This is a genomic window from Hymenobacter chitinivorans DSM 11115 (genome assembly GCF_002797555.1).
Lineage (GTDB): Bacteria > Bacteroidota > Bacteroidia > Cytophagales > Hymenobacteraceae > Hymenobacter > Hymenobacter chitinivorans.
The window spans coordinates 690,575-707,040 of the sequence record NZ_PGFA01000002.1 but is presented as its reverse complement, the minus strand read 5'-3'; the positions used below and the strand labels follow the sequence as shown (position 1 = coordinate 707,040).

Below are 16,466 nucleotides of genomic sequence, written 5' to 3'. Positions count from 1 at the left end.
AACGAACCGGCGGGTAGAATAAGTGCAATAACTCGGGCAAGATAATCAGATTCTAATGGTTGGGCTTCGTCAGCATCGTCCTAGCCCTGCCCCACTGCCCACCGGCCCGCTATAATACCCGGGAGGCACTAACCGGGCGGCAGCACCGTTACGAGGATACCTTTGGCTTCGACCGGGTGGGCGCGGCGCCCCCATAACCACGCTGGAACTTCCCGGCAGCTATTTATTCTGAACGTATGCCCAAACGCCTCGTGCTTACTGCCTGCCTAGCGTGGACCACCGCGGCCACCCTGCTGGCTCAAACCAAACCTGCGGCCGGTTCTCAACCCACCCCGCCGGCCGTGGTTACCAGCCTGAAAGCCCATGCCGCGCAGTATTTTGCCGACCTCAACCAGCGCCAGCGGGAAATTTACTTTGCGCCCAGTGACGGCCGGGCTATTGCCCTGTTGAGCACTGCCATTACCGAATTTGGGGCGCGCAAGAAAGGGCTGGTGGCCGAAGCCGAAGAGCTCAAAAAGCTGCCCGTAAACATGAAAATGCCCGTCCGCCTCAACTTGCAGAGCCCGACCTGGGCCAAGGACCAGCAGGCTTTGCTTACCAGCGCCTCCGCCGCTAAAATGAAGACGCGGCGCCAGCAAAACCCCGCCTTGGAAGCTGCTTTCCGCCGCTTCGACGCCGCCCAGCTCGCTACCTTGCCGGCCCCACTGATACCCGCCGACTAAGTCCCTGCCCCTAAAATAAGTTGTGTGCGCAGCCCGCTCCCCAACACCCTTGGCAGCAGCGCCGGAAGCTGAGTGGCCGTAGCGGCCGAGGAACACCCACCGAAAAGGACGGCACGCAAAGCCGTCCTTTTTCGGTTACTACACAAAAACCACTTGCCGCGCAATCTTTCCCGGCCTCGCTTTTGGCGGTAACTTTACTCTTATTAAATTCTGACTGCTGAATTCTGACTGCTGCATTATCGGGCATTCCAATTCAGCAGTCAGAATTCAACACTCAGAATTCCCCGGAAGATGCCCGTATTCTCCCACCTGCACTGCCACACCCAGTATTCCCTGCTCGACGGCCAGGCCAGCATCAGCGCCCTGATGAAGAAGGCCCAGGCCGACGGCATGCCCGCCGTTGCCCTCACCGACCACGGCAACATGTTTGGCGCGTTCAACTTCGTGGCCGAAGCCAATAAGTACAACGTGAAGCCCATCGTCGGCTGCGAGTTCTACTTGGTGGAAGACCGGCACAAGAAGAGCTTCAGCCGGGAAAAAGGGGAGCGGGACGTGCGGCACCACCAACTGCTGCTGGCCAAGGACCAGGCCGGCTACCAGAACCTGGCCAAGCTCTGCTCCATGAGCTTTATCGAGGGCGTGTACTCCAAGTATCCGCGTATCGACAAGGAGCTGCTACTGCAATACCACGAGGGTCTGATTGCCACTTCCTGCTGCATCGGGGCCGAAATTCCCCAGGCCCTGCTCTGGAAAACAGAGGACGAAGCCGAGAAGCAGCTGAAGTGGTGGCTCGACGTGTTCGGCGACGACTACTACATCGAAATCCAGCGCCACGGCATCGAGAATATCGATAACACCGGCAAAAGTCAGGAAGACCTCAACCAGGTGCTGCTCAAGTGGGCCCAGAAGTACAACGTCAAGGTGATTTGCACCAACGATTCGCACTACGTGAATCAGGAGGACTTCGCGCCCCACGATTTGCTCTTGTGCGTGAATACCGGCGAAGAGTACAGTATCCCGGTCGGCGACTTCCAGACCAAGTACTTCCGCCTGATTTCGGGCGAGAAAAAGGTGCTCTACGACCACCTCGACAACCTGCGCCCCCTGGCTTCTTCCGACGACTCGGTGCGCCGCCAGCTCATGCGCATCGACGAGGAAGCCCAGATGCCCCGGCCCCGCTCCCGCTTCGGCTTCCCCAACGACCAGTTCTTCTTCAAGAGCCAGGAGCAGATGAACCACCTGTTCCGCGACGTGCCGGAAAGCGTGGACAACACGAACGAAATCGTTGATAAAATCACGCCGCCCAAGCTGCAGCGCGACATTCTGCTGCCCAACTTCCCCATTCCTGCGGCTTTTGCCAACGCCGACGAGTTTCTGCGCGAACTGACCTACGTGGGGGCTTTTGGGCCGAGTGCCGGCAAGGGCGTCGTGACGATGACCAAGCCGCCCCGCTACTCCGAGCGCACGCCCGAAATCGAGGAGCGCCTGGACTACGAGCTGCGCATCATCCAGACGATGGGCTTCGCCGGCTACTTCCTCATCACCCAGGACTTCATCAACCACGGCCGCAGCGTGGGCGTGGCCGTGGGCCCGGGCCGGGGCTCGGCGGCGGGCTCGGCCGTGGCTTACTGCGTGGGTATCACCAACATCGACCCGATTAAGTACTCGCTGCTGTTCGAGCGTTTCCTGAACCCGGAGCGGGTGTCTATGCCCGATATCGACATCGACTTCGACGACGTGAACCGCCAGCGCGTTATCGACTACGTGGTGGATAAGTACGGCAAAACCCAGGTGGCCCAGATTATCACCTTCGGTACCATGGCCGCCAAGTCCAGCATCAAGGACGTGGCCCGGGCCATGGAGCTGCCGCTGCCCCTGACCAACGAGCTGGCCAAGATGGTGCCCGAAAAGCCCGGCACGACCCTGGCCGGCGCCTTTGCCGAAAATCAGGAGCTCGACATGATTCGGCGCGACGACGCGCCCGACAACCTACGCGGGCAGATCCTGCGCCTGGCCGAGAAGCTGGAAGGCTCGGTGCGCAACACCGGTATCCACGCGGCCGGCGTTATCATTGCCCCCGACGACATCACCAAGTACATTCCGGTGTCCACCTCCAAGGACTCCGACCTGCTCGTGACGCAGTTCGACGGTAAGGTGATTGAGAGTGCCGGGATGCTCAAGATGGACTTTCTGGGGCTCAAAACCCTGACTATCATCGTCGATGCCCTGGAGCTGATCAAGAAAAACCACGGCGTTGATATCAACATCGACGACATCCCGCTCGACGACCCCAAAACCTACGAGCTCTACCAGCGCGGCGACACGATTGGCACGTTCCAGTTCGAGTCCGAGGGCATGCGCATGTACCTCAAGGACCTCAAGCCCACCAACATCGAGGACCTGATTGCCATGAACGCCTTGTACCGGCCCGGCCCGATGCAGTTCATTCCGAACTTCATCAACCGCAAGCACGGGCGCGAGGAGGTGGAATACCCGCACGAGCTGCTGGAACCCATTTTGAACTACTCCCAGGGCATCATGGTGTACCAGGAGCAGATCATGCAGGCCGCCCAGATTCTGGCCGGCTACTCCCTCGGCGGCGCCGACTTGCTGCGCCGGGCCATGGGTAAGAAGGACATGAAAAAGATGGCCCAGGAGCGGGAGAAATTCTGCAAAGGCGCCGCCGAACTGCACGGCATCAAGGAGAAAAAGGCCAACGAGGTGTTTGACGTGATGGAGAAGTTTGCGGCCTACGGCTTCAACCGCTCCCACTCCGCCGCCTACTCCGTGGTGGCCTACCAGACGGGTTATCTGAAGGCGAACTACCCGGCCGAGTACATGGCCGCCGTGCTGACCAACAACATGTCGGACATCAAGAAGGTGACCTTCTTTATCGAGGAAGCCCGCCGCCAGGGCGTGGCCGTACTCGGGCCCGACGTCAACGAATCCATCCTCAAGTTCAACGTCAACGAAAAGGGCCAGATTCGTTTCGGCATGGCTGCCGTGAAGGGCGCCGGCGAGGCGGCCATTGAGAACATCGTGGCTGAGCGGGCCAAAAAGGGCCCGTTCACCGATATTTTCGACTTTTCGAAGCGCGTCAACCTGCGGGCCGTCAACAAGAAGACCTTCGAAAGCCTAGCCTTGTCGGGCGCCTTCGACTCGTTTGAGCGTTACCACCGCCGCCAGTTCGTGGACGCACCTGCCGGCGACCAGAACCTCATCGACAAGGCCGTGCGCATGGGCCAGCAGTACCAGGCCGACCAGGATTCGGCCCAGCAGAGTCTGTTTGGCGGCGGGGCTTTCGGGGCCGTGGCCATGCCTCTGCCCAAGGTAGCCGACATGGAGCCCTGGCCCGCTACCGAGCTGCTACGCCGCGAAAAAGAAGTGGTGGGCTTCTACCTCTCGGGTCACCCACTGGACGACTTCAAGCTCGAAATCGACTCTTACTGCACCTGCGGGCTGGATAAGGTGGAGAACTACAAAAACCGCGAAGTAACCGTGGCCGGGCTGATTTCGAACGTTATGTTCAAGACCACCAAGACCGGCCAGCCCTTCGTCTCGTTCAGCGTGGAAGACTACGAGTCGAGCCTGAACCTGGCCTTGTTCCGCGACGACTACAGCCGCTTCTCGGCCCTGATTAACCCCCGCAACTACGACAAGGAGCAGGTGCCGCCCATGTATATCCGGGGCAAGTACGCCCAGCGCTTCCGCGACTCCGACCAGTTTGAGTTCAAGATCCTGACCATGGAGCCCCTGTTCAACGTGGCCGAGAAACTGGCCAACGGCGTGCGGGTGCAGCTCGATCTACGCACGATTACCGAGCCCTTCATGGACCGGTTTATGGAAGCCGTGGAAGGCTGCGCGGGCTCGAAAAAGCTCGAAATCAAGTTTGCCGAGCCCCACGAGCACCTTACCGTCGATACCTATTCGCGGCGTTACCGCATCGAGCCCAAGGAGTTTATCCGCAAGATGCGGGCCATGGAAATTGAGGCCTGCCAGCTGATTTGAACCGGCTATACACGCAAAAAAGGGAGCCAGATTCTGGCTCCCTTTTTTGTGTCCACTGTTCAACAAACTACGAAGTCCGGCGTGCGTCGTCGTCGGTGGTGTAGCCCGTGCGTTGGGTTGAGGCATCGTTGATGCGCTCCACGTCAACTTCGGTTTTGCGCACCGTGTCGCGGATGGTTTCTTCGCGCTCGGTAACTTCCTTACCCAGCGTCACTTCTTCTACCACCCGAGCCTCTTTGCCCACTACGGCGCGCTCGGCGCTTTCCGTAATTTCGATTTCACCCTCTTTGAAGGTGTTGAAGTCGGCTTCCGTGGCGGGCCGGTTTACCGGGTGCCGCTCCACGCTCACGTGCTCTTCGCGCAGCCGGACGCTGGCTTCCACGGGGCGCTCCACGATGCGGCTGCGCAGGCGGGCCCCACCGGTTTGCTCCACGCGCTTGCCAACCTGCAGGTTTTCCTCGATTACCTGGGCCGACATGCCTTCCTGACCAGTATTGGCACCGGCTTGGTAGCTGTTGGCGCCGGCGTAGCCCGTCTGGGCGGCGCGCTCATCCACGTCCACGGCTCCGGCGTTGTCCAGAATTTCAGCCGCCTGCCGAGCATGCTCCGCCGACTGGCAGTGCACCGTCAGAATGGAGTGGCCCTGCCGGGCAACGTGCGAGTAGCGGCGGGCGTCCTCGGTGTCGTCGCCGCCAAATAAGTTGCTGAAGAAGTTGCTGATGCTGTCACCGGCGCGGCCGGCAGCGTCGCCGACGGCTTCGGTAGTCGTACCACTGGTATTCTGGTAGTTGCTGCTGTTGGTGCTAGCGGTATTGGTAGTGCCGGCAGTGCTGCCGCTGGCCGTAGCGGCGCCTCCGGAGGAGATGTCCACGTTTTCCTGCATAAAACCGGCGGCAATGAGTTGGCGCGAAGCCTGCTGAGCGGCCTGAATGTTATCGAAGATTCCTACTACGGTCTGGTTCATGGTGAAAGAATTTAGGGTTGGGAGATTAAACAGGGTGATTATTCTGCAGAAGCAGGCCCCGGGGCGGCCCCGGCGGCCGGGTTTCGTTCGATGTGCATTTCCTCGTGCCGCAGGGTAATGGGCTGGGTCAGCATGGTGGTTTGGGTGCGCTTCGTGACGCGGATTTCTTCGACCACTAATAGGCGCGTCACCACTACCTCGCGCAGCACCGGAATAATGGTCGTGTCGCCGTCGTAACGCAGGCCGGGGGTGGCGGCCCCGTCGGCCACAAACTGGTTGACGGGCACCCGCTCGACGAGTACTTCCTCGTGTTGTAGCGGTATTTCGAGCAGCTCTTCCCGCTCGTGCACCGTTTTGGCCAGGCGCACCCGCCCGCTTTCTACCACTTCCCGGTTGATAACGGCTTGTTCTTCGATAACCGGAATGACCAGGGGCTGCCCGGGGCCAGCCGTAGCCGAACGGGGCATTTGAGAAGGAGTGTCGGTGGGGCGGTTGGGTTCCATGGGCCAATCTTACGCTCGCCTTTTCGGTTGGTTCCTAGCGTCCAGCTAGCCTTTTCACCGACCTCAACGACAGATTTAGCACTTTGTAAACCCTGATTTTTACATACTTATATTTTAATAAAGGCCCTGGTCCCAAACTAGCCCGCCATCCGCTCCACAGCAAGCTTAACCACGTAATTGGACAAAACTCACGCGGCACATATTGAATTTAAACATGATTTTTTATTGCTCCTTCGGAGGTAAGGCGTGCTTCGAGTACTGGCTAAATTTATTTTCAATAATTATTGAAAGTATAAAATATCCTTCTACATTTGAGCCATGCAACTCGACGAAGCCAAGCGCAGATTCATTGAAGGCTGGGGTACCCTGGGTTCGGCCTGGGGCGTGAGTCGCACGATGGCGCAGGTTCACGCGCTGCTGCTGGTGTCGCTAGGGGCCCTGAGTACCGAGGATATCATGGAGCAGCTCCAGATTTCGCGGGGCAACGTGAATATGAATGTGCGGGCCCTCATGGACTGGGGCATTGTGCGCAAAGAGCTGCGGCCGGGCGAGCGGCGCGAGTTTTTCTCGGCCGAAAAGGATATTCACCGTGTGGCCACCCTGATCCTGAAGGAGCGCCGCCGCCGGGAGTTGGAGCCCATTGTGCGGGTGCTGGGTGAAATCCGGCAGGTGGAGCCCTCTCCCACCGCCACGCCCGAGGAAACCGCAGCCTTTACCCAGATGATTGGCAGCATTCAGAACTTCGCCGATTTTGCCGACCGCGCCGCCGCCACGCTCATCAAGGCCGACGAAAACTGGTTTCTGAGCACCTTTATGAAGCTCATGCGGCCGGGGCCATAGCCGGGCTTATTTTTTTACTTATTGATTTCAATTTTTACTGAAAGTTTAATAAAAATCAGCTGATCAGAATTTACTGCTAGCTGGCTTCCCTTTTATCCATTCACTCAACGCTTGTCGCAGCATGGAACGGCCCAAAATGATTCTTGCCGGGGGTACCGGGTTTCTTGGTCAGCACCTGACCCGCTATTTTACCTTGCTGGGCTACCGGGTGGTAGTGCTGAGTCGGCGGGCGGGAGCCGGGCAGGTAGCCTGGAACGGCCGAACCCTGGGCGCCTGGGCCGCCGAGCTGGAAGGGGCAGCCGTGGTGCTAAACCTGGCGGGCCGCACCGTGGACTGCCGCTACACGGCCGTCAATCGGTACGCCATTACCCGCAGCCGCACCGAAAGCACCCGGGTGCTGGGTCAGGCCATTGCCGCTTGCCAAACTCCCCCACCCGTTTGGCTGAACCTGTCCACGGCCACGATTTACACCGATACCCCGGCCGATGAGCCGGCCAATACCGAAGCCGACGGCCGCATTGGCCGCAACTTTTCCGAAATGGTAGCCCAGCGCTGGGAAGCCGAATTCTGGGTGGCCGCCACGCCCTGCACCCGTCGGCTGGCCTTGCGCACGGCTATCGTGTTGGGGCCCGACGGTGGGGCCCTGCCGGTAATGGCACGCCTGGCGCGCTTCGGGCTGGGCACGCCCCAGGGCACGGGCCGGCAGTGGATAAGTTGGCTGCACGTGCTGGACTTCTGCCGGGCCGTGGAGTTTCTGCTGGCTCGCCCCGACCTGGACGGCACCTTCAACCTCTGCGCACCCCAGCCGCTGCCCAACCACGGATTCAACGGCCTGCTCGACCATTATTACCGGCCCCGCTTCCATTTGCCCCAGCCGCGGTGGCTACTCGAAATCGGGGCGTTTTTGCTGGGTACCGAGACTGAGCTGGTGCTGAAAAGTCGCAAAGTAGTACCCGCGCGGCTGGTGCAGGCGGGTTTCCGGTTCCAGTTTCCCAGCTGCGAGCAGGCTCTGGCCGACCTCGTGCCCCAGCTTCCCTAGCTTCTTCCGGTGCTTGTAGTGCCGCGCTTCTTTATCCTTTTTTCACTTCTAACTTTTTACCGTCATGAACTACCACTTGCTCGTTTACGGGGTGTATCTGCCCGTCACGGTTCTGCTCACGGTGTGGGTGGCCCGCACGCTTTTCACGAATGGCCGCACGTTTCTGGTCGATATTTTCCACGGCAACGAGCACCTGGCGGATTCCGTCAACAAGCTCCTGCTCACGGGTTTCTACCTCATCAACATCGGGTATGCCACTCTGACGCTGCGCAGCACCGACGAAATTACCAGCTACCAGGGCAGCGTCGAGACACTCAGTATCAAGCTTGGCACCATCATCCTGATTTTGGGCGCCATGCACTTCTTCAACCTGTACGTGTTTTATAAGCTCCGCCACCGCGCCCAGGAGTATGCCCGCACCTATCAGTTCGTAGTCGATAAGCCCTTGTAAGGGCCTCTAGTCCCGGGCCGGGCTTCGCGCCAGCAGCCCAGTCCGGGGCTAGAGGCTACGGGTGGCGTGGGTAGAATATGACAAGCTGGCCGGTTGAAACTTTCCGGCTCAAGTCTTGTTGAACTCGCAATCTGCTACCTTGCAGCCCCAAGTTTCGTAAGGAGCAGTTTCATTGTCACCACAAACCCCCTATTGTCATGGGACATAAAGCCATCGAGATTACCGATGCTAACTTCGACCAGATCATCAACTCCGACAAACCCGTGCTCGTGGATTTCTGGGCCGAGTGGTGCGGTCCGTGCCGCATGGTGGGCCCGGTCGTTGAGGAGCTGGCCGGCGAATACGAAGGCAAAGCCATTATCGGCAAAGTCGACGTAGACTCCAACCCCCAGACCTCGGCTAAGTTTGGCATCCGCAGCATCCCGACGCTGCTCGTGTTCAAAAACGGCCAGATCGTGGACAAGCAAGTAGGCGCCGTGCCCAAGCACGTGCTGGCCCAGAAACTGGATGCCCAGGTAACCGTCTAACTTCGGTTAGCGGCCCACTACATAGAAAAAGCCCTGCCGCTCCGAGGAGCAGCAGGGCTTTTCTGTGGCCATTGCTGAGAGGCTAATAACTGTCGTCGGGGTTGCCGGCGCGGGCTTCGGTGGGGGGCGTCTGGGTAGCCTTCACGCCACCAAAGAGCTTGAAGTTAGGGGCAAACATGATGGGCAGCGTGTAGGTCATGGCCGTGGGCACGTTATACTCGCGCCCGGGCTTGAAAGCGGGCAGGGCGGCCACTACCCGGCGGGCCTCAATATCGACCTCGGGGGCCAAACCGCGCACGACGCGTACCTGGCTTACCCGTCCGTCCTCGCCCACCGTGTACGACACGTATACTTTGCCGGTAATATTCTTGCGCCGGGCGGCCTTGGAGTAAATCGTGTTGCGGGCCAAATACTGCATCAAAGCCGCCTGCCCTCCGGGGAATTCGGCCGCCTGCCGACGCCGCGGTATGCCGGCATACAGCTCACCTTCCAGGTTGAAAAACTTCAGGTTGGTGCTGCGCCCGTTTTCGAGCCGCTCCACGGCGCTGAGCTGGCCCGTATCGTAGTAGTAGCGCCACTCGCCGTGGGGCCGGCTGGCCACGTAGGTGCCCTCCGAGCGTTTTTGCCCGTTCCGGTGCACGCTGATCCACTTGCCGGTGCGCATGCCGTCGGTGTACTCCCCGCGCTGGCTCACTTTGCCATCCTCGTACCACGACACGTACACCCCGTCGGCTTCGTCGTTGTGGTAGTGCACCTGCCCGGCCTTGTTGCCATTGGGGTGATACCAGGTAAAGAGCCCATTGCGCACGGCTGGCTCCAAGCCGGTGAGCGTACCGCGCAGCAGCAGGGTGCCATTGAGGGCGTAGTCGCGCATGGCGTAGCCGCCTTCGCCTTTTTTGCGGTCCACCACCCGGTAGTGTGTGGCACTGTCGGGCACGGTTTCTTCGTCGCGGGCATTCAAGTATACGGCCGGCAGGCTTTGCGCCCGGGCTGGGGGCACGAGGGCGGCCGTCGCCAAAAATGCAATGAGTAGCGCTTTCATGGATGTGCGGACAAAAATCAGCTAAGGAAAGATACTTACTTACTTGCTTTTAGCCAAGTAGCGGGATACCAGACTCTAAATCTACGGGATTCAGGGTTGGCTTGCTATACTTTGCACTCGAAATTTAACAGAACAGTTTCCAGGAATAATGCATAAAGTAGAAAAGCCGGGCGCAAGCTCATCAGGCACAAAAGGGCCTGCCTCAGCTGCGGTTGGCAGGAAGCAGGCCCTTAGTGAAAGTCGGCAGCAACTAAAAAGCTACTGCAGCTGAATGGCGCGGTTCATGGTTTCCTCGAGCGAAATAAGCGTTTCGGTGCGCTCGATACCCTCGATGAGCTGCACCCGGTCGTGGAGCACGTCGCGCAGGTGCTGGGTGTCGCGGCACACGAGGCGGGCAAATACGCCGTAGGCGCCAGTGGTAAAATGGATGCTGACCACCTCCGGAATTTCGCGCAGTTGCTCCACCACGCTGGCGTAGACTGAGCTCTTGAGCAGGTAAATTCCGAGAAAAGCACTGACCCCGTACCCGAGCTTTTGGTAGTCAATTTTGAGGGTAGCCCCCTTCACAATGCCCAATTCTTCGAGGCGGGCCATGCGCACGTGCACGGTACCGCCCGAAACGTGGACTTTACGGGCAATTTCGGTGTAGGGAATCTTGGCGTCTTCAATCAGAAGTGCCAATATTTTGCGGTCGGTGTCGTCAAGTTCGTAATTGCGGGCCATTTTTCAGCAGGTTGATTGCCTAATTTGCAAATCTTCTTCAGTGATACTAAAAAGTATGTAAATTTTAAACCATATGTCTGCGATTATTTTATTTATTCAACTCAAATACTAAATTTGTTACAATCCAACACGAACGGTGATGGGCCATTTTGTAGGATGATGAAATTGGCAGACATGCCCTCCTCTCTCGGGGGTGGTGATTTGGGAGAAACTGGTCCGGCGGCCGGCTAACTACACCGTGGAGGTTCGAACCCTTCTTCTACAGCTGATCAGTTGGATAATGTGAGGAGGGAAAAACCAGGACGTATCTGGGTGGGTACGTTCTTATTCAAGAGGCTGCATCTGGGTGGGTGCAGCCTTTTTGTATAGTAACAATCTGCTAACGAAGCAGTCAAAACTTTGCTTCTTTCGTCCAACTGGGTGCAAAGGAAATCAAAAAACGGAACAAGTCGAAAGCCCAGCGGCAAAACAACAGACCAAGCCCAGTTATATTCCGACGCGGGAGAAACAGCTGCCATTCGCGGTTAAAACAGTTTTATACCCGACTAGTCCGACCTCTAGCTACAAGTGAGTACAATTCCTGACTAAAGGTTGCTTGTGCCACCACAAAAATAAAATCCGGGGCGGCCGGGAGTAAGTCAGTGCTTATTCCCGGCCGCCCCGGATTTTGTTTTTACGTCCCGCTCTTTTTAGCGGCGGGCCACGGGTGCGTTTTGGCGCTGGTGCTGAGCCTTGCCCGCATCGAGGAAACGGATGAATTTATTAACGTCCGACTCATAGGTAACGGCCGGGGCCAGTACCACCGGGTTTTCCAGCGTGCTGCTGGGGCTGAGCAGCGTGTAATAGGGCTGGGCATTCATGTTGAAGCGGCTGATCTGGAAGTCCAGGTTCTGCTCGCCCAAAGTCTTTTTCACCCGCTGGTCGCGCTTGGAAGTATACCACTGGTCGGCGGGCAGCTCAGTTTTGTCATCGGCGTACAGGGCCACGATGATGTAGTCGTCGCGCAGGCGCTGCAGCACCCGCGGGTCGCTCCAGACGCCGGCTTCCATCACCCGGCAGTTGCCGCAGTTGTGGCCGGTGAAATCCACGAAAATGGGCTTGTTCTTTTCTTTGGCGCAGGCCAGAGCTTCCTGCAGCGTGAAGTAGCCCGACAGATTATGGGGCAGCTCCAGCACTTCGGCGTAGCGGGGCGAGGTGCACAGCTCGGCGGCAGTAGCTGTGGCCGGAGCCGCGCCGCTGCCGAGCCAGGCAAAATCCTGGCGGGCGGGCGGCGGCGCCAACGCCGATAGGGCATTGAGCGGGGCGCCAAACAAGCCGGGCACCATGTAAAGCATAAACGACAAGGCCACGGCGCCCAGCAGCAGGTGGGGCACGCTCACCCGGGGATTGTCGCTGTCGTGGGGCAGGCGGATTTTACCCAGCAGATACATGCCCAGCAGGCCTGCCAGCACAATCCAGATGGCCAGGAACACCGGGCGGGGCAGCAGGCCCCAGTGGTAGGACAGGTCGGCCGAGCTCAGAAACTTAAAGGCCATGGCCAGCTCCACGAAGCCCAGAACCACCTTGAGCGTATTGAGCCAACCACCCGAGCGGGGCATCGACTTGAGCCAGGTCGGGAACAGGGCAAACAGCACGAAGGGCAAAGCAAAGGCCGTAGAGAAGGCCAGCATACCCAGCGTGGGCCGCAGCAGCTCGCCGTTGGCCGCGGCAATGGCTACCGAGCCCACGATGGGCACGGTGCAGGAAAAAGAGACGAGCACCAGGGTGGCCGCCATGAAAAACAGCCCTGACCAGCCGCCCTGGTCGGCTTTAGCATCTACTTTATTAACTAGGCTGCTGGGCGCGTTGATTTCAAACATGCCCAGAAATGACATGCCGAACAAGAGGAAGATAACGAAGGACAGTAGGTTGGGCAGCCAGTGGGAGCTGATAACGTTGGCCGCGTCGGCGCCGAAGAGCAAACTCAGCACCACGCCCACACCGGTGTAGATGCTGATAATGGAGAGGCCATATACCAGGGCCTTGCTGATGGCCTCGCCCCGGCTGCTCTTGTTGGTGAAGTACGACACCGTCATCGGCAGCATGGGATACACGCAGGGCATGAGCACGGCCACCAGGCCCGCGCCGAAGGCCAGCAGCAGGTATTTCCACAAGCTCAAGCCCGTGCCGGCGGGTGTGTTGGAGGCCGAGGCAGCTACGGGAGCAGCACCAGCAGCACTTTCGGCGGCCGCGGGAGCCACGGTGGCCGAGGCTTCAGGAGAGGCAGCGACCGGGGCCGCGGCTACGGCAGCCGAATCGGCCGCGGGAGTTGCCGTGCCGGCGGCTTGGGGCGTTGTGACGGATGGGGTAGCTGCCGGGGCCGTAGTGGTGGCGGGCGTTGTAGTTGCCGCCGGGGTTGCGGCGGCTACTGCTGCGCCGCTTACCTCGACGGGACCGAAGCTCAGGGTTTCGTTGCCGGGAATGCAGCGCCCGTCCACGTCGGTGCAGCTCTGGTATTCGACGTCGGCCTTGACGGTGAGCGGGCCGGGCTGCAGCACCCGAATGCGCTGCCGGATCTGGCCGGTCTTTTCGAAGTAGGTGACGTCGCCCTTAAACACGTCGTCAAACTTCTTTTTGGCCCCCACCGATTTGGGCTTACCGACCAGCTCGTAGGCCGGGCTTTTGGCAAATGAGAAGGTAAAAACCGTGGGCCCCAGGTCGGGGTCGAAATCAGTAGCGTAGAGGTGCCAGGTGTTGTCGATGCGGGCATTGACAATCAAATCGAGCTCCTCCCCCGCCTTGGCCGCGGGCTGACTGACGGCAGTGCTGAGCTTGGCCGGCGTGAGCACCTGGGCCGACGCCGGGCCGAGTAGCAGCAGCAAAAACCACAGGGGCAGCAGTATTTTCTTATTAAAAAGCATGAAGCAGAGTTAGAACAACGACAACGTTGGGAACAAACAAAGTACGGCAGGAAGTGTCACAATCTTATTATTAAGGCTGCGCGCCACCCCGAAACGCGGGCTGTGCCGGCGGCCGCACCAGCCGCGCCGGGCGCCGAATAGCAACTGAGCTGGAACCGCTTGGATAGAATCTCGTACTTTTGTAGTACCAAGGGAGCTGGGCCGCGTGAGCCCGACCCCCGGATCTATGATCTTAAATATCTTACTTACCGTTCTGCTCGTGTTGCTGAACGGCTTTTTTGTGGCAGCAGAGTTTGCCTTCGTCAAAGTTCGTATCTCCCAAATTGAGATAAAGGCGCAAAGTGGCAACTTTCTGGCCAAGCGGGTGCAAAGCATGCTGCAGGACCTGAACTTCTATTTGTCAGCTACCCAGCTCGGTATTACGCTGGCCTCTCTGGCCCTGGGTTGGATCGGGGAAAGCGTGGTGGCGGAAGTGGTACTGGCCCTTATCCACCAATTCAGTATTGCGTTGTCGGTGGAAGCAGTGCACCGGATTTCGCTGGTCACCTCCTTTTCGATCATCACCGTTCTGCACATTGTACTTGGGGAGCAAGCCCCCAAAGTGCTGGCCATCCAGAAGCCCGAGAGTACGACCATGGCCGTAGCTCTGCCGCTGTGGGCCTTTGCCAAAATCTTCTGGCTTTTTATTAAGCTGCTCAACACGCTTTCCAACCTGGTAGCGGGTTTGTTTGGCGGGCAGGTAACCCACGGCCCCGAGGCCCACTCGGCCGACGAGCTGCGCCTGCTGCTAGACCAAAGCAAGCAGAGCGGCGAAATTCAGGACTCGGAGCATGAGTTGATTGCAAACGTGTTTCAGTTCAACGACCGAATGGTGAAGCAGATTATGGTGCCCCGCACCAAGCTCTCGGCCATCGACGTGGATACGCCCCAGGAAAACATTCTGGAAATTGTCTACAACGAAGGCTATTCCCGCATTCCGGTGTTCGAAGACAATATTGACAACATCGTGGGCGTACTCTACGTGAAGGATCTGCTGCCGATTGTGCGCCGCAATGAGCCCATCGTGCTGTCCAAAATCATGCGGCCGGCGTACTTCGTACCCGAAACGAAGAAGATTAACCGCCTGCTGCGCCAGTTTCAGCGCAAGCACACCCACATGGCCATCGTCTCGGACGAGTTTGGCGGCGTGTCGGGCATCGTGACCATCGAGGACATCATGGAGGAGCTGGTGGGCGAAATCCAGGACGAGTACGACAACGAGGTACCGGTAGTCGAGAAGATTTCGGAAACCGACTACCGCGTCAACACCGCCACGCCCATTTCCGACGCCAACGAGTACCTGCCCTACCCCCTGCCCGAGGGCGACGACTACGAAACTGTGGGCGGTTTGCTCAACGTCATCTATGGCAACATTCCCGAAGTCGGCGACGTGGCCGTGCTCGACAACTACGAGTTTCGGGTGCTGCAACGCTCCCGCCGCGCCGTGGAGCTAGTACAGCTCCGCGTCACGGCCGACGAGGAGCGGCAGCTGGAAACCGGTGAAGGCCTGAATATGTAACCACCCTCACCAGCAATAAAGAAGCCCGCTCTCAGCCGAGAGCGGGCTTCTTTATTAGCCTTGAGCAAAGTGCAGACCTGTTCCTAGCTGGCAGTTGCTATGCGTACTACGGCCAGGAGCACCCCGATACCAATGGCAATCCAGACGCCCTTTGACACTTTGGCGGGCTTCGCAGGTTGCTGGGGCTGACGAGTGGCCTGCTGCTGCTCGGGTGCTACAGCGGCAGCTTGGGCAACCGAGGCGGCCGGCGTCGTGGCCAGGGCCGTTGCGGCCTGATGGGCCGGCAAGGCAGTAGGCTCCGGACTGAGCGGCGCGGCACTGGCCGTAGCTACTGGCTGAGCCGGTGCTGGGCTCACGGATTGAGCGTGGGACGCAAAGGTGGTGACGGTCAGCAGACCGCCGAGTAGAAAAGAGTAGGCTTTTTTCACAAAAAATGCGTTGTATACCTTCCTGAACAGTATGCCCAGGATAGACAAATCAATAACAGCATAATTTGCCACCCGCACAACTAGCCCGCTACTCGGGCTTCAGCCAGCTGGCGTAAAGCACGTAGTTATCGGCCGTGCGGCTTAGGTTGGCGCGCTGCTCCTCCGTCACGGGCTTGATTTTGCGAGCCGGAATTCCGGCGTACAGGTAGCCTGGCTCGCACTGGGTATTTTCCAGCACCACGGCCCCGGCGGCAATAATGCATCCTTGGCCCACCACGGCCTTATCCATCACAATGGCCCCCATGCCGATGAGCACGTCGTCGTCGATGGTACAGCCGTGCACAATGGCTTTGTGGCCGATGCTGACCCGGGAACCCACGGTGGTAGCAGCCTTCTGGTAGGTGCAGTGCAGCACGGCTCCGTCCTGAATATTGGTTTTGTCGCCGATGCGGATGCTGTTCACGTCGCCGCGGATAACGGCGTTAAACCACACGGTGCAGTCGGCGCCCAGCGTCACATCCCCGATAATGGTGGCGTTATCGGCCACGAAACAATTGGCGCCCAAAGTCGGCAGAACGCCGTGAACCGGCAGAATCAAAGCAGGCATATGGTGAAGTTGTGAACTGGTGAAGTTGTGAACTGGTGAACTGGTGAACTGGTGAGATGGTGAGTTTGGTGTTCTGGCGGCGCGGACCTGCGCAGTCCGCGCGGGTTAAACGAAAAACTCACCATCTCACCATCTCACCACTTCACCAGTTCAC

14 protein-coding genes are annotated in these 16,466 nt (G+C 58.9%); 7 read left to right on the top strand and 7 right to left on the bottom strand.

Annotation, left to right across the window (positions count from 1 at the left end; genetic code table 11):
* The first annotated feature begins 236 nt into the window (after positions 1–236).
* Both CLV45_RS16640 and dnaE read left to right on the top strand, forming a co-directional pair.
* Positions 237–722 (top strand): hypothetical protein, encoded by a 486-nt coding sequence (locus CLV45_RS16640; RefSeq protein ID WP_100337582.1) that lies wholly within the window; start codon positions 237–239, stop codon positions 720–722.
* 291 nt (positions 723–1,013) lie between these two features.
* Positions 1,014–4,730, top strand: coding sequence for a DNA polymerase III subunit alpha (gene dnaE, locus CLV45_RS16635; protein ID WP_100337581.1), 3,717 nt, complete (start codon positions 1,014–1,016; stop codon positions 4,728–4,730).
* Between the two features lie 67 nt (positions 4,731–4,797).
* On the opposite strand, the gene CLV45_RS16630 is transcribed toward dnaE, so the two are convergent.
* Positions 4,798–5,694 (bottom strand): YsnF/AvaK domain-containing protein, encoded by an 897-nt coding sequence (locus tag CLV45_RS16630; protein WP_100337580.1) that lies wholly within the window; start codon positions 5,692–5,694, stop codon positions 4,798–4,800.
* Positions 5,695–5,732: 38 nt separating this feature from the next.
* Entirely contained in the window at positions 5,733–6,197 is a 465-nt protein-coding gene (locus tag CLV45_RS16625) for a YsnF/AvaK domain-containing protein (protein ID WP_245882895.1), read from the bottom strand.
* A 318-nt stretch (positions 6,198–6,515) separates the two neighbouring features.
* On the opposite strand from CLV45_RS16625, the gene CLV45_RS16620 reads away from it, so the two are divergent.
* The 4 genes from CLV45_RS16620 (at position 6,516) to trxA (ending at position 9,054) form a co-directional block, all read left to right on the top strand.
* Positions 6,516–7,037: a GbsR/MarR family transcriptional regulator gene (locus CLV45_RS16620; RefSeq protein ID WP_100337578.1), complete on the top strand. Its 522-nt coding sequence runs from the start codon at positions 6,516–6,518 to the stop codon at positions 7,035–7,037.
* A 121-nt stretch (positions 7,038–7,158) separates the two neighbouring features.
* Positions 7,159–8,076 (top strand): TIGR01777 family oxidoreductase, encoded by a 918-nt coding sequence (locus CLV45_RS16615; RefSeq protein ID WP_100337577.1) that lies wholly within the window; start codon positions 7,159–7,161, stop codon positions 8,074–8,076.
* A gap of 64 nt (positions 8,077–8,140) precedes the next feature.
* Positions 8,141–8,527 (top strand): hypothetical protein, encoded by a 387-nt coding sequence (locus CLV45_RS16610; RefSeq protein ID WP_100337576.1) that lies wholly within the window; start codon positions 8,141–8,143, stop codon positions 8,525–8,527.
* A gap of 197 nt (positions 8,528–8,724) precedes the next feature.
* Complete coding sequence (gene trxA, locus CLV45_RS16605) at positions 8,725–9,054, top strand: thioredoxin (protein WP_100337575.1); 330 nt, start codon at positions 8,725–8,727, stop codon at positions 9,052–9,054.
* Positions 9,055–9,136: 82 nt separating this feature from the next.
* Here the strand turns inward: trxA and CLV45_RS16600 are convergent, their stop codons facing one another.
* The 3 genes from CLV45_RS16600 to CLV45_RS16590 form a co-directional block, all read right to left on the bottom strand.
* Positions 9,137–10,096 carry an energy transducer TonB gene (locus CLV45_RS16600; RefSeq protein WP_100337574.1) on the bottom strand — a complete coding sequence of 320 codons (960 nt, stop codon included), beginning with the start codon at positions 10,094–10,096 and terminating at the stop codon, positions 9,137–9,139.
* Positions 10,097–10,354: 258 nt separating this feature from the next.
* Positions 10,355–10,819, bottom strand: coding sequence for an AsnC family transcriptional regulator (locus CLV45_RS16595; protein ID WP_100337573.1), 465 nt, complete (start codon positions 10,817–10,819; stop codon positions 10,355–10,357).
* A 689-nt stretch (positions 10,820–11,508) separates the two neighbouring features.
* Positions 11,509–13,719: a protein-disulfide reductase DsbD family protein gene (locus tag CLV45_RS16590; RefSeq protein WP_100337572.1), complete on the bottom strand. Its 2,211-nt coding sequence runs from the start codon at positions 13,717–13,719 to the stop codon at positions 11,509–11,511.
* A gap of 226 nt (positions 13,720–13,945) precedes the next feature.
* On the opposite strand from CLV45_RS16590, the gene CLV45_RS16585 reads away from it, so the two are divergent.
* A complete protein-coding gene (locus CLV45_RS16585) occupies positions 13,946–15,277 on the top strand; it encodes a hemolysin family protein (RefSeq protein WP_100337571.1) in 1,332 nt (443 codons plus the stop codon).
* 83 nt (positions 15,278–15,360) lie between these two features.
* Here CLV45_RS16585 and CLV45_RS16580 read toward each other — a convergent pair whose 3' ends face one another.
* Together CLV45_RS16580 and CLV45_RS16575 are read right to left on the bottom strand one after the other, a co-directional pair.
* Complete coding sequence (locus CLV45_RS16580) at positions 15,361–15,705, bottom strand: hypothetical protein (protein ID WP_157807589.1); 345 nt, start codon at positions 15,703–15,705, stop codon at positions 15,361–15,363.
* A gap of 88 nt (positions 15,706–15,793) precedes the next feature.
* The gene (locus CLV45_RS16575) at positions 15,794–16,312 is read right to left on the bottom strand and encodes a gamma carbonic anhydrase family protein (protein WP_100337569.1); all 519 of its coding nucleotides are present in this window, start codon (positions 16,310–16,312) and stop codon (positions 15,794–15,796) included.
* Between the last annotated feature and the right edge of the window lie 154 nt (positions 16,313–16,466).